Origin of the sequence: Streptomyces sp. WP-1 (assembly GCF_030450125.1) — a bacterium.
Classification (GTDB): domain Bacteria; phylum Actinomycetota; class Actinomycetes; order Streptomycetales; family Streptomycetaceae; genus Streptomyces; species Streptomyces incarnatus.
Genome location: NZ_CP123923.1, coordinates 4996707 through 5020507, shown reverse-complemented (window position 1 = coordinate 5020507; position 23801 = coordinate 4996707). Strand labels below are relative to the sequence as shown.

At 73.9% G+C, this 23801-nt stretch carries 26 protein-coding genes and 1 pseudogene; 6 read left to right on the top strand and 21 right to left on the bottom strand.

Annotated features, from left to right (window positions below):
• Positions 1 to 3: 3 nt before the first annotated feature.
• The 14 genes from QHG49_RS22085 to QHG49_RS22020 form a co-directional block, all read right to left on the bottom strand.
• Positions 4 to 510: a hypothetical protein gene (locus QHG49_RS22085; RefSeq protein WP_301490879.1), complete on the bottom strand. Its 507-nt coding sequence runs from the start codon at positions 508 to 510 to the stop codon at positions 4 to 6.
• Between the two features lie 122 nt (positions 511 to 632).
• Complete coding sequence (locus tag QHG49_RS22080; RefSeq protein ID WP_145485326.1) at positions 633 to 1412, bottom strand: HAD-IIA family hydrolase; 780 nt, start codon at positions 1410 to 1412, stop codon at positions 633 to 635.
• A 28-nt stretch (positions 1413 to 1440) separates the two neighbouring features.
• The gene (locus tag QHG49_RS22075; RefSeq protein WP_301490876.1) at positions 1441 to 2337 is read right to left on the bottom strand and encodes an alkaline phosphatase family protein; all 897 of its coding nucleotides are present in this window, start codon (positions 2335 to 2337) and stop codon (positions 1441 to 1443) included.
• A gap of 73 nt (positions 2338 to 2410) precedes the next feature.
• Positions 2411 to 3466, bottom strand: coding sequence for a 2-aminoethylphosphonate ABC transporter substrate-binding protein (locus tag QHG49_RS22070; protein ID WP_301490874.1), 1056 nt, complete (start codon positions 3464 to 3466; stop codon positions 2411 to 2413).
• Positions 3467 to 3529: 63 nt separating this feature from the next.
• Positions 3530 to 4327: an ABC transporter permease gene (locus QHG49_RS22065; protein WP_201300570.1), complete on the bottom strand. Its 798-nt coding sequence runs from the start codon at positions 4325 to 4327 to the stop codon at positions 3530 to 3532.
• Complete coding sequence (locus tag QHG49_RS22060; protein ID WP_301490873.1) at positions 4314 to 5192, bottom strand: 2-aminoethylphosphonate ABC transporter permease subunit; 879 nt, start codon at positions 5190 to 5192, stop codon at positions 4314 to 4316. The genes QHG49_RS22065 and QHG49_RS22060 overlap by 14 nt, the downstream gene beginning before the upstream one ends.
• Positions 5185 to 6231 carry an ABC transporter ATP-binding protein gene (locus tag QHG49_RS22055; RefSeq protein WP_159701681.1) on the bottom strand — a complete coding sequence of 349 codons (1047 nt, stop codon included), beginning with the start codon at positions 6229 to 6231 and terminating at the stop codon, positions 5185 to 5187. Before QHG49_RS22055 ends, QHG49_RS22060 begins: the two co-directional genes overlap by 8 nt.
• Position 6232: 1 nt before the next feature.
• A complete protein-coding gene (locus QHG49_RS22050; protein ID WP_301490870.1) occupies positions 6233 to 6931 on the bottom strand; it encodes an HAD family hydrolase in 699 nt (232 codons plus the stop codon).
• 8 nt (positions 6932 to 6939) lie between these two features.
• Positions 6940 to 8064 (bottom strand): TIGR03364 family FAD-dependent oxidoreductase, encoded by a 1125-nt coding sequence (locus QHG49_RS22045; RefSeq protein ID WP_145485324.1) that lies wholly within the window; start codon positions 8062 to 8064, stop codon positions 6940 to 6942.
• Positions 8065 to 8218: 154 nt separating this feature from the next.
• A complete protein-coding gene (locus tag QHG49_RS22040; protein ID WP_145485323.1) occupies positions 8219 to 8974 on the bottom strand; it encodes a GntR family transcriptional regulator in 756 nt (251 codons plus the stop codon).
• 38 nt (positions 8975 to 9012) lie between these two features.
• Positions 9013 to 10005, bottom strand: coding sequence for a hypothetical protein (locus tag QHG49_RS22035; protein WP_301490869.1), 993 nt, complete (start codon positions 10003 to 10005; stop codon positions 9013 to 9015).
• 182 nt (positions 10006 to 10187) lie between these two features.
• Complete coding sequence (locus tag QHG49_RS22030) at positions 10188 to 10475, bottom strand: hypothetical protein (protein ID WP_301490868.1); 288 nt, start codon at positions 10473 to 10475, stop codon at positions 10188 to 10190.
• Positions 10476 to 10575: 100 nt separating this feature from the next.
• Positions 10576 to 10911 (bottom strand): hypothetical protein, encoded by a 336-nt coding sequence (locus QHG49_RS22025; RefSeq protein WP_301490866.1) that lies wholly within the window; start codon positions 10909 to 10911, stop codon positions 10576 to 10578.
• 119 nt (positions 10912 to 11030) lie between these two features.
• Entirely contained in the window at positions 11031 to 12164 is a 1134-nt protein-coding gene (locus tag QHG49_RS22020) for an ROK family transcriptional regulator (protein WP_301490865.1), read from the bottom strand.
• 56 nt (positions 12165 to 12220) lie between these two features.
• On the opposite strand from QHG49_RS22020, the gene QHG49_RS22015 reads away from it, so the two are divergent.
• From QHG49_RS22015 to QHG49_RS22000, 4 genes are all read left to right on the top strand, one after another.
• Positions 12221 to 13285: a Gfo/Idh/MocA family oxidoreductase gene (locus QHG49_RS22015; protein WP_301490864.1), complete on the top strand. Its 1065-nt coding sequence runs from the start codon at positions 12221 to 12223 to the stop codon at positions 13283 to 13285.
• Entirely contained in the window at positions 13282 to 13794 is a 513-nt protein-coding gene (locus tag QHG49_RS22010; protein ID WP_159701701.1) for a heme-degrading domain-containing protein, read from the top strand. Before QHG49_RS22015 ends, QHG49_RS22010 begins: the two co-directional genes overlap by 4 nt.
• A 120-nt stretch (positions 13795 to 13914) precedes the next feature.
• Positions 13915 to 14790, top strand: a complete 876-nt coding sequence (locus QHG49_RS22005) for an LLM class F420-dependent oxidoreductase (protein ID WP_159701704.1) — start codon at positions 13915 to 13917, stop codon at positions 14788 to 14790.
• Between the two features lie 125 nt (positions 14791 to 14915).
• The gene (locus QHG49_RS22000) at positions 14916 to 15269 is read left to right on the top strand and encodes a beta/gamma crystallin domain-containing protein (RefSeq protein WP_159701707.1); all 354 of its coding nucleotides are present in this window, start codon (positions 14916 to 14918) and stop codon (positions 15267 to 15269) included.
• A 193-nt stretch (positions 15270 to 15462) separates the two neighbouring features.
• Here the strand turns inward: QHG49_RS22000 and QHG49_RS21995 are convergent, their stop codons facing one another.
• From QHG49_RS21995 to QHG49_RS21980, 4 genes are all read right to left on the bottom strand, one after another.
• On the bottom strand, positions 15463 to 16320 hold the full coding sequence (locus QHG49_RS21995) for a fumarylacetoacetate hydrolase family protein (protein ID WP_145485314.1): 858 nt from the start codon (positions 16318 to 16320) through the stop codon (positions 15463 to 15465).
• 136 nt (positions 16321 to 16456) lie between these two features.
• Positions 16457 to 17176: a membrane protein insertase YidC gene (locus tag QHG49_RS21990; RefSeq protein ID WP_301490858.1), complete on the bottom strand. Its 720-nt coding sequence runs from the start codon at positions 17174 to 17176 to the stop codon at positions 16457 to 16459.
• 89 nt (positions 17177 to 17265) lie between these two features.
• Positions 17266 to 17580, bottom strand: a complete 315-nt coding sequence (locus QHG49_RS21985) for a DUF6412 domain-containing protein (protein ID WP_301490857.1) — start codon at positions 17578 to 17580, stop codon at positions 17266 to 17268.
• A 60-nt stretch (positions 17581 to 17640) separates the two neighbouring features.
• Complete coding sequence (locus QHG49_RS21980) at positions 17641 to 18168, bottom strand: helix-turn-helix domain-containing protein (protein WP_159701716.1); 528 nt, start codon at positions 18166 to 18168, stop codon at positions 17641 to 17643.
• Between the two features lie 297 nt (positions 18169 to 18465).
• On the opposite strand from QHG49_RS21980, the pseudogene QHG49_RS21975 reads away from it, so the two are divergent.
• Positions 18466 to 19866, top strand: a pseudogene (locus QHG49_RS21975) (MFS transporter); the annotation flags it as partial.
• Here the strand turns inward: QHG49_RS21975 and QHG49_RS21970 are convergent.
• From QHG49_RS21970 to QHG49_RS21960, 3 genes are all read right to left on the bottom strand, one after another.
• Positions 19808 to 20599 (bottom strand): class E sortase, encoded by a 792-nt coding sequence (locus QHG49_RS21970; protein WP_159701722.1) that lies wholly within the window; start codon positions 20597 to 20599, stop codon positions 19808 to 19810. The pseudogene QHG49_RS21975 and the gene QHG49_RS21970 sit on opposite strands and share 59 nt — an antisense overlap.
• 75 nt (positions 20600 to 20674) lie before the next feature.
• Positions 20675 to 21436 carry a TIGR03943 family protein gene (locus tag QHG49_RS21965; RefSeq protein WP_301490856.1) on the bottom strand — a complete coding sequence of 254 codons (762 nt, stop codon included), beginning with the start codon at positions 21434 to 21436 and terminating at the stop codon, positions 20675 to 20677.
• A complete protein-coding gene (locus QHG49_RS21960) occupies positions 21433 to 22467 on the bottom strand; it encodes a permease (protein WP_301490854.1) in 1035 nt (344 codons plus the stop codon). The genes QHG49_RS21965 and QHG49_RS21960 overlap by 4 nt, the downstream gene beginning before the upstream one ends.
• Positions 22468 to 22711: 244 nt before the next feature.
• Between QHG49_RS21960 and QHG49_RS21955 the strand changes: the two genes are divergently transcribed.
• The gene (locus QHG49_RS21955) at positions 22712 to 23722 is read left to right on the top strand and encodes a hypothetical protein (protein ID WP_159701728.1); all 1011 of its coding nucleotides are present in this window, start codon (positions 22712 to 22714) and stop codon (positions 23720 to 23722) included.
• The last annotated feature ends 79 nt before the right edge of the window (positions 23723 to 23801 follow it).

Sequence of the window (23801 nt, the reverse complement as noted above, 5' to 3'; positions counted from 1 at the left end):
GGTTCAGCGGGTACGGCGGCCCCGGCGGGCGCGCAGGCCCACGGCGACGGCGGCGGCCGAGGCCAGCGCGAGCCCGGTCAGGGCCTGCGCGGTGTCGGGTCCGGAGCCGCCGGTGGCCACGGTGGCGAAGTGCGCGGTGGCGTCGACCGGGGCGGCAAAGGCTCCTTCGTCCATGGCCACGACCGTGATCCTGCCGCCCACCACCCGGTCGGCGCAGGTCACCTTGACGTCGTAGCCGCCCGGCCCGACCGCGGAGCCGACGCGGGCGCTGCCCGAGAGGGTGCCCCGGGCCCCGGTGAGGCGGGCGTCGGCGGTGAAGGCGCGGGAGGCGGCGACGGCCTGCTCCCCGGTGCAGCCGCTGACCTTCAGGGTCACCTCGGCCCCCGGCGCGGGGGCGGCTGGGGCGGCGGCGAGGATGCCGCCGTCCGCCGCGTGGGCGGCCTGGGCCGCGGGGCCGAGCGCGGCTACGACCAGCAGACCGCTGCACACAGTGAGGGGGAGTGAGCCCATCGTGAACCTCCAGACACGTAAGGAGGTTCTCCCGGCGGGGGCGCCCCCGCATCCCGGAAGGCGCCCCGCTGCTCCATCCGGGTGAGACCGGGTTTGAGCCGCCGGTGAGTGGAGCGCCGATGTCAGATGAGGTCGACCAGGTCGGCGATGGAGTCCACGGCCTGGGAGGGCCGGAACGGGTAGCCGTCCACGTCCTGCGGCCGGGTCACCCCGCTGAGCACCAGGAAGGTGCGCATCCCGGCCTCCAGGCCCGCCAGCACATCGGTGTCCATCCGGTCCCCGATCATCGCGGAGGTCTCGGAGTGGGCGCCGATCGCGTTCAGGCCCGCGCGCATCATCAGCGGGTTGGGCTTGCCGACGAAGTAGGGCTTGCGGCCGGTCGCGGCGGTGATCAGGGCGGCGACGGAACCGGTGGCGGGCAGCGCGCCCTCGGTGGAGGGGCCGACGTTGTCGGGGTTGGTGGCGATGAACCGGGCACCGTCGTTGATCAGCCGCACGGCCTTGGTCATGGCCTCGAAGGAGTAGGTGCGGGTCTCGCCGAGGATCACGAAATCGGGCTCGTGGTCGGTGAGGACGTAGCCGACGTCGTGCAGCGCGGTGGTCAGACCGGCCTCGCCGATGACGTAGGCGCTGCCGCCGGGCCGCTGGTCGTTCAGGAACTGGGCGGTGGCCAGCGCCGAGGTCCAGATGTTCTCGGCCGGCACGTCCAGGCCCATCCGGCGCAGCCGGGCGTGCAGGTCCCGGGCGGTGTAGATGGAGTTGTTGGTGAGGACCAGGAAGGGGCGGCCCGAGTCGCGCAGCTTCTTCAGGAAGTCCTCGGCACCGGGGATCGGCACGCCCTCGTGGATCAGGACGCCGTCCATGTCGGTGAGCCACGATTCGATCGGCTTGCGGTCTGCCATGTTGTGCGTCTCCTGGCATGCGTGAGATCTACGAGCGGGGGCCGGAACCACGGCGTACCGACGCCCCCAGCCTAATCAGCCCCGGCTGATCCGTACCCCGTCGATCAGCGGGTAGCCGCCCCGCGCGCAGGGGGCGCCCGTCCAGGTCCCGGGCCGGGTCGAGGGCGAGGCCGAGGTGGGTGAGGGCGGTGGCGGCCGCGGCCGGCACGCGTACGTCCGTGCGGACCGAGCCGGGTGCGAGTCCGGTGCCGACGGCGATCAGGAAGGTCCGGCGTTCCGGGAGGCTTTGGCCGCCGTGGCCGCCGGCGTCGGTGTGGCCGTGGTCGGTGGTGACCATGACCAGCCAGTCCTCGTCGGCGGGCCGCGCCCCGGCGGCGGCCGGCATCCGGCCGGCCTGGGCGTCGGCGGCGTGGATGGCCTCCAGGCAGCGCGGCGAGGCGGCGCCGCGCCGGTGGCCCGCGTCGTCGATGCCGTCCAGCTGGACGAACAGGGCGTCCGGGTCCCCGTCCCGCAGCTCGGCGACCGCCCGGTCCGTCGTACCGGCGTCGTACTCCGCGTCCGGTGTGGCCACCCGGGCGGCGACCCGCGCGGAGAAGACCTTCTCCGCGAGCGGCGCCCAGGAGGTGATCGCGCAGGTGCGCGGGCCGGGCCCGGCGGACGCGAGGCGGGTGAGGAAGTCCGGGTGGCGCGCGCACGCGTTGCCGGTGAAGGAGTTGTCCCGCACCCGGTGCCTGGCGGGCCAGGTCTGGGTGAGGATCGTGGCCCACCCGGGCCCGGACAGGGTGGGCGCGCCCGGCTCGATGAGGCCCGGCGCGGTGAGCCCGGCGGCCGTCAGCGCGGCCAGGTGGGGCGCGTCGGCGTCCTCGATCCGGGCGAGGCGGGCGCCGTCCAGGCCGATGAGGAGCACTTTGGGCGTACGGGGCACGGAAACCTCCGGAAGCGAGTGCGGCGGGGCGGCGCCCCCGGCGCGGGACCGGGGGCGCCGCCCCGCCGGTCGGTCAGCTGCCGGTCGCCGACTTCCAGTCCTCGACGTACGACGTCAGGTTCTTGTCGATGTCGTTCCAGTCCGGCTGGAAGAAGCCGACGCCGTCCATCAGCTTGGTGAGGGCGATGGCGTCGGCGTCCGTGGCCTTGACGTCCTCGCGGGCCGAGAAGCCGCCCCCGATGGAGCTGACCTCGGTCTGCGCCCGCTGGGAGAGCATGAAGTCGAGCAGCTTCTTGCCGTTGGCGCTGTGCGGGGCCCTGGTGACCAGGCCCGCGGCGTACGGCAGCGCGAAGGTGGAGGGCTTGCCGTCCTTGCCCGCCGGGAACCAGATGCCGAGATCGGGCATGGTCTTGGACTGGGCGTAGTTCATCTGCACATCGCCGTTGGCGACGAGCAGTTCACCCTTGTCCACCTTGGGCGCGAGTTTGCCGGTGGAGGCGGACGGGCCGACGTTGTTGGCCTGGAGCTTCTTCAGGTAGGCGAGGGCCTGTTCCTTGCCGCCGAGGTCGTGCATGGCCTGGATCAGCACGGCCGTGCCGTCGCCCGCGACGCCCGGGGTGGAGTACTGGAGCTTGTTCCTGTACGACGCGTCGAGCAGGTCGTCCCAGGTCTTCGGCGCCGTCTTCAGCTCCTTCTTGTTGTAGACGAGGCCGAAGTAGTTGTTCACGACGGACGTCCAGGTGCCGTCGGGCGCCTTGTCGGCCCCGCTGACCGCGGTGGAGCCCGCGGGCTCGTACGTCTGGAGCAGGCTCTTGGCGTCGGCCTCCTGGATGAACGGCGGCAGTGTGACCAGCACATCGGCCTGCGGGTTGCTCTTCTCTCGGACGGCGCGCTGCACCACCTCGCCCGAGCCGCCCTCGACGTACTTGACCTTGATGCCGGTCTTCTCGGTGAAGTCCGCGAAGACCTTGTCGTACCAGCCGTCCCCGTTCTCGCCCTTGAGGCCGTCCGCGCTGTAGACGGTGACCTCCTTGGCCTCGGCGGCGGAGGAACCGCAGGCGGACAGCGCGGGGGCGGCGAGCAGGGCGACGGCTACGGCTGCGGCGAGCGGGAGTCGGGTTCTGGGCATGGCGGGATGAACTCCTGGCGTTCGTAGGGCGATACGGCGATACGGGGAGAGCTGCGGAAGGGGTCAGCGGTACGACGCCCGGGTGCGGACCCGGGAGACGGCGAACAGGACGAGCAGGGTCGCGGCCATCAGCACCACGGCGACGGCGGAGCCGGTGAACAGCGCGCCCCGGTCGGTGGCCGCGTAGATCAGGACGGGCAACGGGGTCCAGTCCGGCGGATAGAGCATCATCGTGGCGCTCAACTCGCCCATGGACAGGGCGAAGCAGAGGCCGGCGGCCGCGGTCAGGGAGGGCAGCAGCAGGGGCAGCCGGATCCGCCACAGCACACGGGAGGGCCGGGCGCCGAGGGCGGCGGCGGCCTGTTCGTAGGCCGGGTCGAGGCGGGTGATCGCCGCCGACACGGACTGGTGGGCGAAGGCGGTGACCAGCACGGTGTGCGCGAGGATCACGATCCACCGGGTGCCGTTGAGCAGCAGCGGCGGCTGGGAGAAGGCCACCAGGACCGACAGGCCCACCACCACGGAGGGCACGGCGACCGGCAGCACGAACAGGGCGTCCAGCACTCGCTTGGCGCGCTTGCCCAGGGCCGCCCCGGCGAGCGCGGCCCAGGTGCCGACGGCCAGCGCGAGCAGGCTGGCGCCGGCGGCCGTGAGCAGGCTGGTGGTGAGGGCCTGGAGTGCCTCGCCCCGGGTCGCGGAGCGGTAGTTGGCGAGCGTCGGGCCCGAGGGCAGGACGCTGGACCAGTGGGTGGCGAAGGAGGCGCCGAGCACCACGAGCAGCGGCAGCGCGAACAGCGGCAGGAAGAGGACGAGGAACACCGCCCACAGGGCCCGCCTGGCCCCTCGGCTATGCACCAGCACGACGGCTCACCACCCGGTAGAGGCCGTAGAGACCCACGGAGATCAGGACGTTGACGACGGCGGTCACGCAGGCGCCCGGGTAGTCGGACTCCAGGATCGCCTTGCTGTAGACGAGCATCGGCAGGGTGGTGACGCCCTTCGCGCCGGTGAAGAGCACGATGCCGAACTCGTTGAGGCAGAGCACCAGGACGAGGCTGCCGCCGGCCGCGAGCGCGGGCAGCGCCTCCGGCAGGATCACCTGGCGTACGATCCGCGGCGCCCGCGCCCCCAGCGAACCGGCCGCCTCCAGCTGGGCGGTGTCCAGCTGCGAGAACGCGGCGAGCAGCGGGCGCATCACGAACGGCGTGAAGTAGGTGATCTCCGCGAGCAGCACGCCCCAGGGCGTGTTCAGGAACTGGAACGGCCCCTGCGCGGCGCCCGTGAGCCCGGTCCAGGCCCCGTTGGCCATGCCGGTGCCGCCGTAGACGAACAGCAGGGCCAGCGTGATCAGGAAGGACGGGAAGGACAGGAACACATCCACGAACCGCGCCACCGCCCGCGCCCCGGGGAACGGTACGAAGGCGATCACCAGCGCCAGCAGGAATCCCAGCGCCAGGCACCCGGCGGTCGACGCGAGCGCCAGCCACACGGTGGTCCACAGCGCCTGCCGGAACGCCTGCGAGGCGAACACCTCGGCGTACGGCTGGACGGAGGTCCCCCCGCTGTCCGGCCGGAACGACTGCCGGACGACGAGGGCGAGGGGGTAGAGGAAGAAGAGGGCGAGGCCCGCGAGGGGAGGCAGGGTCCAGACGAGCGCCCTGAAGGGGCGCGGGGAACTGCGCGACCGGCCACGGACGAGCCGCACTCTCTGTACGGCATCAGCCATGACCGACCCCCGCGGGCAGCAGCACCGCGTCATCGGGCGCGAAGTGCAGTATGACCTCGTCACCCCGCCACGGCGCGTCCCTCAACTCCCGTACGTCCGCCGTGACATCGTGCTCGCCGATCCTGACGTAGAGCCGGTGCGTGGCCCCTCGCCACTGGATCTCCTGGACGATGCCGGTGAGTTGATTGGGGCCCGCACCGATCCCCACGAGATGCGGCCGGACGCACAGCGTGGCCCGCGCCCCCGCGGCCACGCCCGCCGTGTCGACCTTCACCTCCCGGCCCGCGAAGTCGACGCCTCCCGAACCCACCGTCACCGGCAGCAGGTTCGCACCGCCCACGAAGGACGCCGTGAACGCGTCGGCGGGCGCCCGGTACAGCTCCTGCGGCGTCCCGCACGCGCGCAGCCTCGCCTTGTCCATCACCGCGATCCGGTCCGCCAGTGTCAGCGCCTCGACCTGGTCGTGGGTGACGTACAGCATCGAGACCTCGGGCAACTCGCGGTGCAGCCGGGCGAGTTCCGTGAGCATCCCGGACCGCAGCCGTGCGTCGAGCGCGGACAGCGGCTCGTCCAGGAGGAGCACGCCGGGCCGGATGGCGAGCGCGCGGGCGATCGCGACGCGCTGCTGCTGGCCGCCGGACAGCTCGCGCGGATGGCGGCGGGCGTAGGCGGCCATGCCGGTCATCTCCAGTGCCTCGCCGACCCGTTGCCGTATCTCGCCCCGGGCCGTGCCGCGCGCCTTCAGTCCGAAGGCCACGTTCTCGTCGACCCGCAGATGCGGGAAGAGCGCGTACTGCTGGACGACCATCCCGATGCCCCGCCGGTACGGCGGCAGGTCCGTCACGTCCCGGCCGCCGAGGAACACCCGCCCGGACGCGGGCCGGACGAACCCGGCGACCGCCCGCAGCGCGGTGGTCTTGCCGGAGCCGGACGGCCCGAGGAGCGCCATGACCTCGCCGGGCCCGACGGTCAGGTCGAGGGCGTCGAGGACGACATCGCCGTCGTAGGCGACCGTGACGGAATCGAAGCGGATGCTCATCTCAGCGGGCTCCCGTGAGCAGCGCGGGCAACTCGGCCACGGAGTCCAGGACATGGGTGGCGCCCGCCGCGTGGAACTCCTTGTCGCCGTGGGCGCCGGTGCGCACCCCGGCGACCAGTCCGGCCCCGGCGCGCAGGCCGCTGAGCACGTCGTACGAGGTGTCCCCGGCCACGGCGACCTGCCGTACGTCCTCGGCGGCCCTGGTGCGCAGGAACGCCGCCAGGACCATGTCCGGGAAGGGCCGCCCGCGTCCGCCGGCGTCGGCCGGGCACAGGGTGAGCGGCACCAGGTCCTGCCAGCCGAGGGCGGCGAGGACGGCGTCCTGGGTGACCCGGGAGAAGCCGGTGGTCAGGACGACGCCGCGGCCGCTCGCGAGCAGTTCCTCGATGGTCTCGCGGGCGCCGGGGACGGGGGCGACCAGGCCGCCGTCGACCAGTTCGCCGTACGCCTTCTCGAAGGCGGCGTTGGCGCGCCGGGCCCGCTCCTCGTCCCCGAACAGGTGCCGGAAGACGGAGATCTTGGACTCGCCCATGGTGGCGCGGACATGGGCGAGGTGCCCGGCGTGCTCGGCGGTGCCCTCCTCGACGCCGAGTTCGGCGGCGGCCACGGCGAAGGCGCGCTCCACGAGCCCGCCGTCGGCGACGGTCGTACCGGCCATGTCGAGGACGAGGAGCCGGATGTCGGTGGAAGTGTCGGTCATGGGGTTGCTCACCAGCCCAGTTCGTTCGCGGTGGTCTCGGCTATCGCGGGGGAGCAGGTCATGCCGCGCCCGCCGGGCCCGGTGACCAGCCACACCCCGTCGGCGACCTGCTGGCGGTGCACGACGCGGGTCCGGTCGGCGCACTGCGCGTACACGCCCGCCCAGCGGTGCCGGATCCGCGGCAGTGGCCGGCCCAGCAGGTTCTCCACGACGCCGGTCAGGTGCTCGTACGGCTCCTCGACGGTGTCGAAGGCGAAGGGGTGTTCGTACTCGTGGGTGTCGCCGATGGTCAGGCCGCCGTCGGCGCGCTGCACCATGAGCAGCTGCATCTTGTGCGCGGCCGCCGTCTCGGGCTGCGGCTGGCCGGAGTTGAGCGCGTCGAGCGCCTCGGAGGCGTAGGCCGGGTAGTAGCGGAAGCTGTCGCCGTCCGCGACCGAGGTCGGCAGCGGCTCGCCCAGCGGGTCGGTCTGCATCATCTGGAGCCGGACCCGGCGCACCGGCAGACCGGGGCCGGCCAGCTCGCGGACCAGGCCGCCGAGCCAGGCGCCGGTGGCCAGCACGACCGCGTCGGCGTGGTGCACGTCCCCGTGGTCGTCGCGGACGGCCGCGGTGCCGGTCACCTCGCGGACCTCGCGGCCCGGCAGGAAGGTGTAGTTCGGAGACCTGCGCAGCTCCTCGCGCAGGGCGAGCTGCGCGGTGCGCGGCTCGACGGCGGCGTCCCGCTCGCAGAAGAGGGCGGCGCGGAACTCGCCGCGCAGGGCGGGGTTGAGGGCGCGGGCCTCGCCCGGGGTCAGCAGCTTGTAGCCGCGGGCGGCGGCGTCCGCGCGGGCCACGGCGGCCTCGGCGACGGCCAGTTCCAGCTCCGTGCGCACCGGGGTCAGGGAGCCGGTGGCGCGGAACCCGAGCTTCGCCACCCGTGCGCCGATGCCCTCCCACAGCTCCCGCGCCCGCAGCGCGGTCTCCAGTTCCTCTCCCCCGGCCCGGCCACTGACCCAGATCTGCCCGAAGTTGCGCAGCGAGGCGCCGCGCGCCTCGGTCTCCCGCTCGATCTGGACGACCTCGTGGCCACGTTCGATTGCTTGCCAGGCGTGCATGGTGCCGACCACGCCGCCTCCGACGACTGTCACTCTCACGCCGCCCACGGTCCTCGGGGACGGGGAACCGGAGACGTCCGCCGGTCGACGGGGGCGTGAACCACCCATCACGTTTGGGCTAGACCCGTTATCCGTTCGTGACTATCAAGGAGGTGGGTATGTCCGGATCTTCATCCAGAAAAGGGATCTTCCGTCAGCCCTGGAGGTGCGCGGTGAAGGAGAACCGGTCCCCCCGGTACAGCGACCGCACCCGCTCCAGCGGCCGGCCGTCGGTGTCCCGGGACACCCGGTGGATCAGCAGCATCGGCAGCCCGGGCGGGGTGCCGACGAGCAGCGCCTCGCGGGGCGTGGCGAGCACGGTCTCCAGGCGTTCGTCGGCGTCGCCGAAGCCGATGCCCTGGGCGGCGAGATAGCCGTAGAAGGAGGAGTCGGCGTCGAACTCGGAGTCCAGCCGGGGCACCCGCGCCACGGCGACGTAGGTGCTCTCCAGGCCGACCCGCTCCTCGTCCGCGAGCAGCACCCGCTCCAGGTGCCAGACCGGCTCGCCCCGCGTCAGCCCGGTCTCGGCGGCGAGCGGCGCCGGGCACGGGAAGCGGTCGAGGGTGACGAGGGTACGGCCCGGGGTACGGCCCTGGCGGCGCACGCCCTCGGTGTAGCTCGCCAGCGACAGCGGCTGGGCCAGCTTCGGCCCGGCCACCACGGTGCCGCGCCCGCGCCTGCGCAGCCGCCCCTCCAGCACCAGCTCCCGCACCGCCTGGCGCACGGTCTCGCGGGCGACGTCGTACCGCTCGGCGAGATCGCGCTCGGTCGGGATGACGCTGTCCTCCCCCAGTTCCTCCAGCAGTCCGGCGATCCTCGCCTTCACCGCGTAGTACTTCGGGATCCGGCCGTGCTCGGGGATGCCGGACCGCACGGGGGCGCCCGGGGCCTGCTCATAGGGGTAGTCCACGCGGGGATCGTCGCAGACGGGGGTGGGGGCCCCTCAACTCAGCGGCGCCTGCGGGCCAGCAGGAACGCGGCACCGGTCACACAGAGCAGGGCACCGGCGGCGGCGAGGAGGCCGTGGGTGAGGGCGGGGCCGGTCCGGGCGAGTTCGCGGGCGCGCCGCCCGGCCTCCTGGGCGTCCCGGGCGAAGGGGAGGGAGGGGTCGGCGGCGCTGGAGGCGGGGCGGGGGGTGCCGGGTTCGGCGGGCCCGGTGCCGGAAGCCGAGGTGCCGGAACCCGTGCTCCCGGCGTCCTGGCTCTGCTCCGTACCCGTACCGGCGCCCGCGCCTGTCCCCGTCCCCGTCCCCGAGAGGTCCTGTGCCACCGGGGTGCCGTCCTGGTCCCCGGGCGGCTCGGGGGCCGGGGACATCGGGGTGCCGACCCCGAACCGGTAGGCGTTGGACTCGCCGACCCAGTCCCCGTCCTGGCCGCGCCGCTGTACGGCGGCCGCGTCGGCGGTGACCTGGTCGGGCACGGGAGCCTCATGGGTGAGCGCGAGGCGGACCCGCACGCTGACGGTCTTGCCGGGCGGCACGGTGAAGCCGCCGAATCCGGGTGCGTCCAGCACGCCGACCAACTCCTTCTCGTCGGTGCTCTCGAACGTCACCGGGCGGACGCGGGAGCCGTCGTGGAAGTCCAGCCGGGCCTGCCCGGCGTTCAGTTCGTGCCGGTCGTCGACGAGGACGACGACCGGGTGGATGCCCGCGCAGGAGCGGCGGGTGGTGTTGGTGAGGTCGATGTACCAGGTGCCGGCGGCGCCGCCCGGCTGGTACTCGGTGGGGCCGCCGCGGATCCGGGTGGCCAGGGGAAAGGCGTGTTCACCGGGCGCGGCGCAGGAGGGCGCGGGGGTGGCGGCGGCCGGGAGGGGGCCGCCGAGGGCCGACGCCGGGAGGGCGGCGAGCACGGCGGCCGGGAGGGGGACGAGGGCGGCGGCCGCGGCGAGGCCGAGGGGGCGGAGGGAGATGCGGCCGGGGGACGGGGACGTGCGCAGTCGCATGAACACATGACCATGCCGGGTCCCGGGCGTGCATCCGGGCCGCCACTCCGGGGCGGCCCGGACTGCCGCTCGATCGGCCGAGGCCCGCCGGGCGGCAGGCGGCCGGTCAGGCGAGCGGCCGGTCGGCCGGGCAGGCGGTCGGTCGGCCGGGCAGGCGGTCGGTCGGCCGGGCAGGCGGTCGGTCAGGACGCTCCGGCGCAGACGCGCTCGGCCTCGGCGGACGTCGAGTTCCGCAGGCTCTCGGCCTGTTGCAGCGCCCGCCGCTGGGAGGCGTCGGGATGGCCGCCGCCGGCGATGCTGCGCAGCAGGTCCGACTTCAGGCCGTCGTAGTTCCGTTCCGCCTTCTGCGCGGCGGCCAGGGCCTTGTCGCAGCTGGTCCGGGGAGCGGGAGCGGCGTGGGCCGCGGGCACGGCGGCGGAGAACGCGAGAAGCGCTACGGCACCGGTGGCGAACGTTCGCATGGACCTCATGGGAACCTCCGTTGTGACGGGTCGTACGTACGGCTACGGCTGAGGCAGCGGCTGCCGATACGGCTACGGCTACGGCTACGGCTACAACTGTGGCTGCGGCTCAGGAGAACAGCGTGACCACTCGTCCGCCGCCCTTCGCCTCCACACACGCCTGGTACGGATCGGGGTCCCCCCGGCGCTCCCCGCACTTCCACACGACCCCCGCCGCGCGCACCCGGGCCCCCGTCGGCGCTCCGTGCCAGACCTTCGTACAGGCGGCCGCGACCCGCATGGCCACGCCGCAGGTCGCCCCCTTGCCCGCGAACACGGCGAGCCCGGAGGCGGGGTCGGCTCCGCAGTACCGGACGCTCGCGCCCTGTGCCGCGACGGCCGTGCCGCCACCCGAGACACCGAGCAGACCGATCCCGATCGCCCCGACCACCACTCTGGCCTTCATCGACCTCACCGGGCACCTCCGTCCCACGAGCAACCCCCTCAGCATGAGTACCCACATACGGGCCCGGCGCTCGCGAGCCGCGCTCAAGAAGCGCGCCCGGCATGATCCTCGTCAGCCCCTCACCCCTCCCCCCTCCCGAACACCCCAGCCCCCAGCACCATCTCCGCCGCCCCCTGGGCCACGACCCGCTCCCCCTGCCGCACCACGTCCACCGCGACCCCCTCCCGCAGGCCCTCCCGCCGCGCCCGCGCGTCCAGCTCGGCCGCCACCCCGCGCACGAACGGCTCCGGATCCGCGAGCACCGTCCGGCCGCCGAGCAGCACCCGGTCGATGTCCAGCAGCCCCACCAGGTTCCCGGCCCCCACCCCGAGGACCCGCGCCGCCGTCGCCGTCTGCCCGCGCGCCACCGCGGCCAGGCACAGCGCCTCCAGGCACCCCCGGTCCCCGCACGCGCAGCGCGGCCCGTCCAGCTGGACGACCTGGTGCCCGAACTCCCCCGCCCCGGTCCGCGCCCCCCGGTGCACCCGCCCGCCGATCACGAGCCCGGCCCCGAGACCCGTACCGAGGTGCAGATAGGCGAACGATCCGCCCACACCCCCGACCGCCAGCCCCACCGCCGCCGCGTTCGTGTCCTTGTCCACGACCACCGGCACCCCCAGCCGCCCGCGCAGCGCGTCCCGCAGCGGGAAGCCGTCCCACCCCGGGAAGCCGGTCACCCGGTGCAGCACGCCCCCCACATGGTCGAGCGGCCCCGGCAGGGCCACCCCCACCCCGAGCAGGGACCCGACCTCGGGCAGCTCCCCGAAGGACCCCGGGCAGGAGCGGACCAGCTCCGTCACGGCCGCCACCACCACCCCGAGGACGGCCTCCGCGCCCGCCCCGAGGTCCAGCTCACCGCGCCGCTCCCCCACCACGGTCCCGTCCAGTCGTACGAGCACCACCCGCAGCGCGTCCCGGTCCAGCTGCATCCCCACCGCGTGCCCCGCCTCCGGCACCAGCCGCAGCACCGTGCGCGGCTTGCCGCCCGTGGACGCCCGCCGGCCCGCCTCCGCCGCGAGGCCCGCCTCCCGCAGCCGTCCGGTGATCTTGCTGACGGCCTGCGGGGTCAGCCCGGTCCGCTCGGCCAGTTCCAGCCGGCTGATGCCCTCCGTCCCGGCCCCGCGCAGCAGACCGAGCACCAGGGCGCTGTTGTGCGACCGCACCGCCCCCAGGTTCGCTCCGGCCCGCCCGCTGTCCACCCTGTCCTCGCTCACACGCCCATTCTCCCCGTCGCTTGCACTTTGGCAACAGCGTTGCGAAAGTGGGGTCCATGAGCACTCCCCTCCGCGTCGGCCTGATCGGCTACGGCCTCGCCGGCTCCGTCTTCCACGCCCCCCTGATCGCCGCCACCGAGGGCCTCGCCCTCGACACGGTCGTCACCTCCGACCCGGAGCGGCAGCGGCAGGCCCGCGACGCGTTCCCGGACGTGACGCTCGCCGCGACCCCCGAGGAACTCCTCGCCCGCGCGGGCGAGCTGGACCTGCTCGTCATCGCCTCCCCGAACAAGACGCACGTCCCGCTCGCCACCGCGGCCCTGGAGGCGGGCCTGCCCGTGGTCGTGGACAAGCCGGTCGCCGGCACCGCCGCCGAGGCCCGGGCGCTCGCCGCCCTCGCCGAGGACCGCGGTCTGCTGCTGTCCGTCTTCCAGAACCGCCGCTGGGACAACGACTTCCTCACCCTGCGCGCCCTCCTCGACGACGGCGCGCTCGGCGAGGTGCGCCGCTTCGAGTCCCGCTTCGAGCGCTGGCGCCCGCGCCCCAAGGGCGGCTGGCGCGAGTCCGGCGACCCGGCGGAGATCGGCGGTCTGCTCTACGACCTCGGCAGCCATGTCGTCGACCAGGCCCTGGTGCTGTTCGGCCCGGCCGCCGAGGTGTACGCGGAGGCGGACGTCCGCCGTCCGGGTGCCGAGGCCGACGACGACACCTTCATCGCGCTCACCCACGCGAGCGGCGTCCGCTCCCACCTCCACGTCTCCGCGACCACCCCCCAGCTCGGCCCGCGCTTCCGGGTCCTGGGCTCCGAGGCGGGCTATGTGAAGTACGGCCTCGACCCCCAGGAGGCCGCCCTGCGCGAGGGCCTGCGTCCCAGCCCCCGCTGGGGCACGGAGCCCGAGGCCCTGTACGGCCGGATCGGCGCCGGTGAATCCCCGCTGACCGGCGGGGGCACCCCCGTGAAGACCCTGCCCGGCGACTACCCCGCCTACTACGCGGCCGTCGCCACCGCCCTCGCGGGCGCGGGCCCCAACCCGGTGACCGCCCTGGAGGCGGCCGCCGCTCTCGATGTACTGGAGGCGGCCCGCCGGTCCGCCCAGGAGAAGGTGACGGTGACCCTGTGACCACGCAGCAACAGCAACTCGCGCCCTCCATCGAGGAGTTGGAGGAACAGGAACAGCGCCTGGTGTTCGACCGGTTCACGTACGAGGACGCCTGGGCGCTCGGCTCCCTGATGGTCGAGCTGGCCCGCGAGCGCCGGCTGCCGGTGGCGATCGACATCCACCGCGGCGGGCAGCAGCTCTTCCACGCGGCGCTGCCCGGCTCCGCCCCGGACAACGACGCCTGGATCGTCCGCAAGCGCCGGGTGGTCGAGCGCTTCGGCGCCGCCTCCTATCTGGTCGGCTCCCGCTTCCGCGCCAAGGGCACCACCTTCGAGAACTCCTCCCGCCTCGATGTGGACACCTACGCGGCGCACGGCGGCTCCTTCCCGATCCGTCTGGAGCAGGCGGGCATCATCGGCGCCGTGACCGTCTCCGGCCTGCCCCAGGTCGAGGACCACCGGCTGGTGGTGGCGGCGCTGGAGAAGTTCCTCGGCCGCCCGGCGGACTCCCCCGGCCGTTCGACCGACTGAGGGAACCCGGCAGCCAGACCGAGGGAACCCGGGAATCAGCCAGAACGCCCTCCGGTTGGCAGTGGGCACAGACGTGATGATCACGACAGCACCGCCCCACCCTCCGGAGGGATCGCCCGCATGAGTCAGAGCACCGGCACGCTGAAGGAACGCCTCGGCCGGCACGGCGTCTGGGACGTCGCGCTGCGCGCGGAGGACCCCGCGCGCCGCGGCGAGCAGGAGGACGCCGCCGCCGAGCTGGAGGAGCTCGACTTCGGCGCGATCTGGCTCGGCGGCAACAGCACCGCCGCGAACGCGACCCCGCTCATCGAGGCCACCCACCACATCACGGTCGGCACCAGCATCCAGAGCGTCTGGCAGCGGGACGCCGCCACGACCGCGGCCGACTTCGCCCGGCTGGAGTCCTCCCACCCCGGCCGCTTCCTGCTGGGCCTCGGCGTGAGCCACGGGCCCCGGGTGGAGGGCTACCACCGCCCCTACTCCGCGATGGTCGACTACCTGGACGAGCTGGACAAGGCCGGTGTCCCGGTCGGCCGCCGCGTCCTGGCCGCCCTCGGCCCCAGGATGCTGAACCTGTCCGGGGACCGCGCGGCCGGCGCCATCCCCTACCTCGTCACCCCGGAGCACACCGCGAAGGCCCGCGAGATCCTCGGCCGGGGCCCGCTGCTCGCCCCGGAGTTCAAGGTCGTCCTGGAGCAGAACCCGAGCCGCGCCCGCGAGATCGCCCGCGCCTATCTGGCCCGCTACCTCGAACTCCCCAACTACACCAACAATTTCCTGCGCCTCGGCTTCGAGGAGTCCGATGTCGCGGGCGGCGGCAGCGACCGGCTCATCGACGCGGTCTTCGCCTGGGGCGACGACGACCGGATCCGCCGCCGCGTCCACGCCTTCCACGAGGCGGGCGCCGACCACGTGGCCCTCCAGGTCGTCACTAAGGACACGGGCCACACCATCCCGAGGGAGCAATGGCGCCGCCTGGCCCTGCTGCTGAGGTGACCGGGTCACACCCTCGCCCCCGCCCATCACCCTTTTGAGGCGTTTACCCAGGCAGAGACCGTTTTCACCGTTTTCCGTCTGTAGCGTGGGGACGACATCGACCGAGCCGTTCCCCGGGGGAATCCGTGAACTCGAAGTACAAGAGGGCCGCGCGTTCGGCGGCCATGGCACTCGCCGCGGCCGCCGCGCTCGTCGTCAGCGGGCCGAGCGGCAGCGCCTTCGCCATCGACCACGTCGAGTGCCGGGGCGGCGAGAACTTCCTGAAGATCTGGTCGCACAGCGGCGGCAGCCAGAGCGTCGACTGCTACGCCAACCGTGGCCGGACCAACTTCGGCGGCTGGTGGGTCGACAGGATCTCCACCGGCAACAACGACCTGATCTACTACGACGCCAACGGCGACTCGGTGCGGATCGGGCGCTGGCACGATATCTCCTTCCCGAACCGCCCGCCGAAGGTCAACTCCATCGAGATCCTGTGACGAGCTGACGCCGGCGCCACGGGACAGGACGGCCGAGCCGGGTGGGGCCGGTCACGCGTGACGCGACCCCACCCGTCTCAGGGGCGCGGGCCGGATCGGCGTGCGACTCCGCCGTGGGAGGCGCGGCCGGCCGCGGAGCCCGCCCCGCGGCCGGCGGCGAAGCCGCGTCCCCCCGGCCACCCCGGCGGAGCCGCTACGCGTCCTTGAACTCCTGCCGCTGCCGCCCGAGGCCCTCGACCTCCAGTTCCACCACGTCTCCGGCGCGCAGATACGGCTTCGGCTCGGGATGCCCCATCGCCACTCCGGCCGGCGTCCCCGTGTTGATCACATCGCCGGGGTACAGCGTCATGAACCGGCTGACGTAGCGCACCACTTCGCCGACCGGGAAGATCTGCTCGGCCGTCGTGCCGTCCTGTTTCAGCTCCCCGTTGACCCACAGCCTCAGCGACAGCCGCTGCGGGTCCGGGACCTCGTCCGCCGTCACCAGCCAGGGGCCGAGCGGGTTGAACGTCTCGCAGTTCTTGCCCTTGTCCCAGGTGCCGCCCCGCTCGATCTGGAACTCGCGCTCGGAGACGTCGTGCGCGACCGCGTACCCGGCGACATGCGCGAGCCCCTCCTCGGCCGACGCCAGGTAGCGCGCCGGGCGCCCGATGACGACGGCCAGCTCCACCTCCCAGTCGGTCTTGGCGGAGCCGCGCGGCACGAGCACGGTGTCGTGCGGCCCGACCACCGTGTCCGGCGCCTTGAAGAAGACGACCGGCTCGGCGGGCGGCTCGGCGCCGGTCTCGCGCGCGTGGTCGTGGTAGTTCAGCCCGATGCACACGATCTTGCCGATCCGCCCGAGCGGCGGCCCGACCCGCAGCCCCGCCGCGTCCAGTACGGGCAGTCCACCGGCGTCGGCCGCCTCCCGCACCCGTCCGAGCGCGGCGGCGTCGGCGAGCAGCGCCCCGTCGATGTCGTCCACGAGTGCGGACAGGTCGCGCAGGGTTCCGTCGGCGCCGAGCAGCGCGGGCCGCTCGGCCCCCGCCGTACCGACTCGCAGCAACTTCATGGTCACCCTCTCCCTCGATCGCGAGCGCCCGGCCGACGGGTGCGGCCATCGGAGGGCTGGACGATCCTCCGATCACGCTGTCCAACCGGCAAGACCCTGTTCACGTACTGGACCGTAACCCCGGGCGTTCCGGCCGCTACGGCTGCCGGTACAGCGCCGCCCGCTCCACCGCGCTCCACGTCGTACTGGTGACGACGTACAACGCGGCGGCCAGCGGTACGACGGCCACGCTGACCAGGGTGAGGAAGGACAGGAACGGCATCACCTTGCCGACCGCCCCGAGCCCCGGCACCCGCTCCTCGCCACCGGCGGCGGCCATGACCGGGTTCTGCGCCATCTGCTTCCGCGTGCGCAGGTAGTTGAAGGTGGCGACGCCCGCGACCAGGGCGAAGAGCGCCAGGTAGACCACCCCGGCGCCGCCGAACAGGCCGTCCCCGGCGAGCGTGTCGGCCCAGCGTCCGCCGAGCGGCGCGGCGAACAGCCGGTGGCCGAGCAGCGCGTTGCCCGAGGCGCTGGAGAAGAGGTGGTACAGGAGGAAGAACGCGGGGAGCTGGAGCAGGCTCGGCAGGATGCCGGACAGGGGCGAGACCTTTTCCTCGGTGTGCAGTTCCAGCAGCGCCTTGCGGAACCGCTCCTGGTCCTTGCCGTGCCGCTCGCGCAGTTCGGCGATTCTCGGCTGGAGCGCGGCGCGGGCCCGCTGTCCCCGGGCGGCGGCACGGGAGAGGGGGTGGACGAGGAGTCGTACGAGCGCGGTGAACAGGACGATCGCGGCGGCGGTCGCGGAGCCGTGGCAGAGCGGTGCGAGCAGGTCGGCGAGCCGCTCGACCAGGTGTGCGAACACGGGGAAGACGGACATGGGTGAGCCCTCCGGGGGTCTCGTCGTGCCGGGAGAAGTGAGATCGGCAGGACGACCCGCGCGGGGTCACGGCATACGGGGTGTGTGCCCTACGCGGCGGTCGCCGGAAGGGTCCGTCCGGGCGCCCGGGGCCTGCGGCGGCCGCGCGCGTCGGGATCACGCTGGGGCAGGAAGACCGTGCGCCGGGCCCGGTCGCGTATCGCCGTCCGGATGCGGGTCGGCGGTACGGCGGGTGCGCAGCCGGCGGCGATCAGCGTGCACAGGGCGAGCGCGGAACCGGCGGCGGCGGTCGCGGCGAGGGCAACGGCGGTGGTGAGGCCGCCGGTGTCGAGGAGGGCGAGGGGGAGCAGGAGGAGCAGGGGGGCCAGCAGGAACGCAAGGGCGCGGCCGGGCCCGCGGCTCATGGTCCGGCTCATCGTCGTCCCCCTCCCCTGACTCCACCGATGGGTGCTTCCCGCACCGGATTATGCCTGGTCGGTCTCCATGGGCTCCAGCAGCCGCCGCGGCTTGAGCAGTGCGCGGCTGACCGGATCCGCCGGGTCCGGATCGAGTCCGGGGCCCGGCTCCATGACAACGTCGGCGACCGGCACGATGGTTCCGCACCGGGCGCATTCGCCGTACGGGCCGAGTTCGGTGCCGCAGGCGGCGTGCCGGAAGTAGCGCAGCCGGGTGTCGGTGAAGTGGTCGCGGCCCCAGACCCCGAGGGCGCGCAGGGTGGGCCACAGGGCGATGCCGCGCTCGGTGAGCACGTACTCGTCGCGGGGCGGCGACTCCTGGTACCGGCGCTTGTCCAGGATCCCCTCCGCGGTCAGCGTCTGGAGCCGGGCGGCGAGGACGGCGCGCGGGATGCCGAGGTGGACGAGGAAGTCGTTGTAGCGCCGTACACCGTAGAGCGCGTCGCGTACGACGAGCAGCGTCCAGCGCTCGCCGACGATCTCGAGCGCGCGGGCGATCGAGCACTCCTGTGTCGCGTAGTCCTTGCCCAGTGCCATGCCCCCACTGTAGCCACTTCCCGACCTTAGGTTCATTCATCGAACCGACCATGTTACGGTGGCCGGGACAGCTAGGTTCAATGACCGAACTGAGGACGTGCGATGACCGGGCTCGATTCCGCCGCAGTGGGCGAGGCGCGCGAGGCGCATGGAGTGCGAGAGGCGGCACGCGGGGCGCGCGAGGCACCGGGGGCGCGCGGCACCCACGGATCCCACCCAAGCCCACGCTCGGGCCCGCACCCGGGATCGGACCATGGATCTGACCCTGTACCGGACTCCGCCGCGCTCTTCCCCGTCCGCCCCCGCGCCACCCTCGCCCTCGTCAGCGCGGCGACCGCCGTGGCCCTGATGAACTACACGGCCCCGATGGTCACGCTCCCGGGGACCGCGGCCGCCCTGCACACCCCGCTCTCCGGCCAGGCATGGCTCCTGAACGGCACCCCGCTCGGCCTCGCCGCCCTGCTCCTGGTGGCCGGCAGCCTCGCCGACGACCACGGCCGCCGCCGGATCTTCCTCGCCGGCACCCTGGCCCTCGGCCTGACCACCGCGCTCGGCGCGCTGACCACCTCGACCTGGCAGTTCACCCTGGCCCGCATCGCCCAGGGCGCGGCGAGCGCGGCCCTGCTGGCCAGCGCCCTCGGCCTGATCGTGCACGCCTTCCCCAGCCCGCGCGGGCGGCTGCACGCGACCGGTGTGTGGGGCGCGTTCGTCAGCGGCGGCATCGCGGCGGGCCCGCTGGTCGCGGCGGCGCTGCCGAACTGGCGCGCCGGCTACGGCGTCCTCGGCGTCCTCGCCCTGCTCCTGGCCGCGCTCGGCACCCGCACCCTCACCGAATCCCGCGCGCCCCGCGGCGGCCGCCCCGACATACCCGGCGCGCTGACCTTCGGACTCGCCCTGGTCGCCCTGGTCGCGGCCCTCACGCTCGGCCGGGACGGCTGGCTGCGGGCGCCGGTGGGCCTGCTCCTGGCGGCGGCCGTGGCGCTGATCGCCGTCTTCGTCGCCGTCGAACGGCGCTCCGGTACCCCGATGATCGATCTGGGCCTGCTGCGCCACCGCCGCTTCCTGGCCTCCTCGGCGGGCGGCCTGTTCACGGGTCTCGCGGTGATCGGCGTCTTCAGCTACCTGCCCTCGGTCGTCCAGCGGACCCTGCACCTGTCCCCGCTGGCCACCGCCGGTCTGCTGCTGCTCTGGTCCGGGCTCAGCTTCGGCGTCGCCCTCCAGGTCAAGCGCCTGACCCTCCCCCCGCGCTTCCAGCTCGCCCTGGGCTTCGCCCTGCACGCCGCCGGCGCCCTGACCATGCTCGGCGCCATCGGCTCCGGCTCCTGGACCCGGCTGCTGCCCGGTCTGATCGTCGGTGGCGTGGGCAGCGGCCTGCTCAACGGCGCCCTTCCGCTCCTCGCCGTCGACTCGGTCCCCCGCGAACGCGCCGCCATGGGCTCCGGCGCCCAGCAGACCCTGCGCTACATCGGCTCCAGCGTCGGCGTCGCCCTGACCATCGCCCTCGCCACCTCCGGCGGCCACCTCGCCCACGGCACGGACCTCGCCCTGCTGGTCTCGGCGGGCCTGGCGGTGACGGGCGCGGCCGGCGTGCTGGTACTGCGGGAGCGGGAACAGGGCGCTACCGGGGCGGACCGGCACGCTACCGGGGGCGGACCGACACCAGCTTCCCCCACACCGCCATCCGGTACCGGGAGGTGAACTCGGGTGTGCAGGTGGTGAGCGTGATGTAGTGCCCCGGCTCGCGGTACCCGTACCCGGGCCGGACGAGGGAGCGCGGAACGGCCCGTACGACCCCCGAGTCCATCGCCGAGGTCCGCGGCAGCACGCTGTCCACGTCGTACGTGTACGTCGCCGTCCGCGTCTCCACCTCGACGGCGTCCCCGCGCCGCAGCCGGGGCAGGTACCGGAAGGGCTCCCCGTGGGTGTTCCGGTGCCCGGCGAGCGCGAAGTTGCCTTCCTGGCCCGGCTGCTGGGTGCCCGGGTAGTGGCCGACGTACCCCTTGTCCAGGACGGCCGCCTTGCCGACGCCCTCCGCGACGGGGACGCGCAGCCCGAGCCGGGGGACGACGAGAACGGCGTACGCCTGGGAGGGGCGGGGGCGGACGGTGGTGGCGTACGACGGCTGCCGTGACGGATTCGGCGTGCGGGGCCCGGGTGTCGTGGGCGCGCGGGTCGTGGGCGCGGGCGGACCCGCCCCCGGCACAGGGCCGTCGGCGCGCGGCCCCCACTCCCGCTCCAGCGCCGCGACCTTCCGCTCGGCTCCCTGCCGCGCCTCCCGGTCGGTCCACCACAGCTGGTGCACCACCAGCAGCAGGAGCAACGCCCCGGCGGTGACGAGCAGTTCGCCGCCGCTCCACAGGAGTCGCCGGCACCGGGCACGCCGGCGCCGGTCCCCGTGCCCGACGACCCGGACACCCGCCGCGGTCCGCATCCGTCCACCACCTCCACCGGGAGCCGCCCGCACGATAGGCGCGCGTCCCTCAACTGGCCAGGGGCACGGCCGATTTCAGGGAGTGCGCGTGGTGGGCAGCGGGAGGGCGTCCTGGTAGCCGTTGAGGGGCCGGGGCACCTTCTCGACGGTACGGGCGTCCAGCGCGACCGCCGCGGAAGCGGTACCCAGCGTGCCGCCGCGGTGCCAGGTCCCGGTGACGGTGACCCACGTATCGGCAGGCAGCACGGGACCGCCGTACACCCGCACCTTCACCGACTGGGCGTCCGCCGCACAGCAGTTGATGATGATCCGGGTGAGATCCCAGCTGCCCTTCCCGTGCGGGGTGACGATGCCGGTCATCAGGACGGTGCGCCCCTTGATGGCCCGCGCGCGGTCCTGCTGCACCCGGCTGGTGAAGTTGGACAGGGTCATGGGCAGCGGCGAGACGGCGGCCAGCGGCGCGAACTCGCCCTGCCGGGCGATGGGTTCGGGCGGCTGCCGGGAGGCGGTGTAGGCACCGAGGGCGGGCGGGGCGTAGCAGAGGAGGCTGAGCGCGGGCAGCAGCAACAGCCAGGCGACGCGGGGCACCTGGGAGTGGTCGTGCCCGTGGGTCGCAGGGGAGTGATCGGGCCCGTGGGTGTCGTACTCCCGCCGCTGCCGCTTCCGGTCGAGGACCGCGCCGACGACCCCCAGCAGCACCAGCACGCACCCGGAGGCGATGAGCAGGGGCCGCATGCTCTCCTTGACGTACCGCAGGCACAGATCGGTGACGAGGGAGACGCGCAGCAGCCCGAGCCCGCACAGCACCAGCAGTCCCGATTGCAGGGTCCGCTTCACAGGAGGGCACCTCCGATCAGCGCGCTGCACACGACGGCGACGACGAGGGTGGCGGCGGAGAACCGTACGGCGAAGGCCCGCCCGAAGGTGCCCGCCTGGAGGGCGATCAGCTTCAGGTCGACCATGGGGCCCACCACCATGAACGCCAGCCGTGCCACCGGCGGGAACCCGGTGAGCGAGGCGGCGAGGAAGGCGTCCGCCTCGGAGCAGACGGCGAGCAGCACGGCGAGGGCGGCCAGGAAGAGCACGGACAGCCAGGGCGTGCCGGTGAAGGCGGCGAGCACCGAGCGCGGGACGCCGACGTTGAAGGTGGCGGCCGCCATCGCGCCGAGCACGAGGAACCCGCCGGCGTGCAGGAAGTCGTGCTGGAACCCGGCCCGGAACTCGTCCCACCGGCTGCGCCCGGCCCGGTGCCCGGAGTGCCGTACGGCGGGCCGCAGCCACTCGCTGCGCCCGAACCGCAGCCACAGCCAGCCCATGGCGACGGCCGTCGCGAGGGAGGCGAGCAGCCGGGCCAGCACCATGGCCGGGTTGCCGGGGAAGGCGATCGCGGTGGCGGTGAGCACGACGGGGTTGATGGCCGGCGCGGACAGCAGGAAGGCGAACGCGGCGGCCGGGGGGACCCCCCGCCCGATGAGGCTGCCGGCCACCGGCACGGACGCGCACTCGCACCCCGGCAGCACCACCCCCGCCACCCCCGCCACCGGTACGGCGAGCAGAGGCCGCCGGGGCAGCATGCGCCGGAACACCCGCTCGGGCACGAAGGCGTTGATCGCCCCGGACAGGGCCGTACCGAGCAGCAGGAACGGCAGCGCCTGCACGGTCACCGCCAGGCACACGGTCCGCCACGCCTGCACGGCCGGGGCGTCGCCCCACCGCCCGACGAGGAAGAGCAGGGTGCCGGGCACGACGGCGGCCCCGACGAGCAGCAGCGGCCAGTACCGGGGCAGCGCCCCGGTGCCCTCGTCCTCCGCCCGGGACGCTCCTCGCCCCTCCCGCTCGGCGTGGACCGACTCCCCCGTCACGCGCATCCCGATCCCATGTCCAGGTGTCCGCGCGGACCGGATGTCCGCGTGGATGCCGATGTACGCAGAGAAGATAGCGAGTGGTCCTGTGCGCGGCGGGGCGGGGCGGCCCCGGCACCCCCCGGTCCTCCGGGTCCCGGAGGACCGGTATATCCCGACAGGGGCCGGTATATGCGAGGTGTCCCCCTCAGGGATCACCCCCACCGGACCGCCCTCACGTTTGTCGGCGCCCGGCAGTACGGTGTCCCCCATGCGCCCCGACACGCCTGCCGAGAACGTCGACCACACCGCCGAAGCGGCACGCCTGGAGCGGACCGCCGGCCTGTACCCGGAGGACGCCGAGGCCCTGCTCCTGCGGGCTGCCGCCCACCTGGAGCTGTCCGGCGACCGCCCCGCGGCCACCACCCTCTACGACCGCCTGCTGTCCAACCCGGCCGCCCTGGACGACCCGTCGCTGGTACGGGCCCTGAAGGCGTCCAACCTCTGGGAGTACGGCCATGAGGCCGAGGCCCGCGCGATCATCGAGGGCATCCGCACGACGGCCCCGCACGAGCCGGGCCCCTGGGTGATCATCGCGGAATCCCTAGAGGCCCACGACGAGCTGGAGCCTGCGGAGGAGACGTTCACGGAGGCGGCGCGGCTGCTGCTCCCCGACGCCGCGGAGCCCCCGCAGGCCCTCCACCCCCTCCTCTACGGCCGCCACCGCGTCCGCCGGATGCGGGGCCTGCCGCACGACGACTGGGACACCCTGGCCGACACCCTGCACACCGCGCCGGTCACCCTGGACGAGCTCCACGACCCCAAGCGCGTGTGGTCCCTCGGCTCGGACAACCCGGCCGAGCTGGAGGCCGAGATCTCCCGCCTGCGCACGGAACTGGGCGCCTACCGGGAGGCCCTCTCGCGCCCCTTCCCGGTGGCCGTCCTGCACTGGCCGGCCCCGGAACTGACCGAACTCCTCTCGGCCTACCCGGCCCTCGGCGCGGAGTACCCCTCCCACGCCACCCACCTCACGACCATAGAGTCCTCCCTCCGCGAACTCTCCACCTCCGGCACCGACAACCTCGGCATCGTCACGGGCACGGTCCCCTCCTACGAAGCCTTCGCCGCCTCGGAGGCAACCTCCCCGGACGACCCGACCTTGCTGCCCCAGTACGCGACGACGCTGGCAGCACGGGGAAGGGCAGTGGCGTGGCCCCCGGGGAGGGGGGCGGAGTGCTGGTGCGGGGCGGGGCGGGGGTACGACGTCTGTCACGGCGCCTAGTACAGCCTGGGGCCACTACCCCAACCCCCATCGATGGCCCCGTTGTCAGTGGCTGCTGTTAGAACTGATCCATGTCGGC